The organism is Paenibacillus solisilvae, assembly GCF_042656405.1.
In the GTDB taxonomy this organism is placed as follows: Bacteria; Bacillota; Bacilli; order Paenibacillales; family Paenibacillaceae; genus Paenibacillus_Z; species Paenibacillus_Z solisilvae.
Map to the genome: position 1 here is coordinate 1 of NZ_JBHSOW010000061.1, position 878 is coordinate 878.

The window sequence follows — 878 nt, forward strand, 5'->3', positions numbered from 1 at the left end:
CCTACGCGTCTCATCGCAGATGAGCGCAAGGCTCCGGGATTTACGTGAAATCGTGACAACTCAGCTAAATGTAACCACTCGCAAAGGTTCATATCCAGTTTTCAGGGCGTAATTACCTCGGATGTACTGACAAGTGCGGTCCATCCACAAGTAATGACAGGACGTTTGGCGACGTCTATAACCTGAATTGATGGCTGCCCGGCCATTATAAGGACAAGCTATTTAGGGCATTTGATGTGGCGGTGTAGCTCAGCTGGCTAGAGCATTCGGTTCATACCCGGAGGGTCGGGGGTTCGAGTCCCTTCGCCGCTACCACTATCATACGGAGGCTTAGCTCAGCTGGGAGAGCATCTGCCTTACAAGCAGAGGGTCGGCGGTTCGATCCCGTCAGCCTCCACCATCTTTAACAATGCGGAGCCGTGGTGTAGTGGCCCAACATGCCTGCCTGTCACGCAGGAGACCGCGGGTTCGAATCCCGTCGGCTCCGCCATTTAATTAAATTAAGGCTCGGTAGCTCAGTCGGTAGAGCAGAGGACTGAAAATCCTCGTGTCGGCGGTTCGATTCCGTCCCGAGCCACCATTTTTTTAATAAAGGCTAAAGCCTTTATCTGTCCTGACGGAGGCTTAGTGAAGTGGCTAAACACGGCAGACTGTAAATCTGCTCTCTTCGAGTTCGGTGGTTCGAATCCATCAGCCTCCACCATTTTCCTTTACAGCTAGAGTCATTAGCTCAGTTGGTAGAGCACCTGACTTTTAATCAGGGTGTCGTAGGTTCGAATCCTACATGACTCACCATTTGTTAAAACTTTCAGGGGCTGTCCCAAAAGTCATCGAAGATGACCGAGGGATTGCCCCTTGGTAATTTTAAACCAAAAAGA

The 878-nt window shown here is 50.7% G+C and carries 6 tRNA genes; all 6 read left to right on the forward strand.

Annotated features, from left to right (window positions below):
• The first annotated feature begins 238 nt into the window (after positions 1 to 238).
• Positions 239 to 315 (forward strand) — tRNA-Met (locus tag ACFPYJ_RS16685).
• 9 nt (positions 316 to 324) lie between these two features.
• Positions 325 to 400 (forward strand) — tRNA-Val (locus ACFPYJ_RS16690).
• Between the two features lie 13 nt (positions 401 to 413).
• Positions 414 to 490 (forward strand) — tRNA-Asp (locus tag ACFPYJ_RS16695).
• A 14-nt stretch (positions 491 to 504) separates the two neighbouring features.
• A tRNA-Phe gene (locus ACFPYJ_RS16700) sits at positions 505 to 580 on the forward strand.
• 38 nt (positions 581 to 618) lie between these two features.
• Positions 619 to 703: transfer RNA gene (locus tag ACFPYJ_RS16705), tRNA-Tyr, on the forward strand.
• 16 nt (positions 704 to 719) lie between these two features.
• Positions 720 to 795, forward strand: a tRNA-Lys gene (locus tag ACFPYJ_RS16710).
• The last annotated feature ends 83 nt before the right edge of the window (positions 796 to 878 follow it).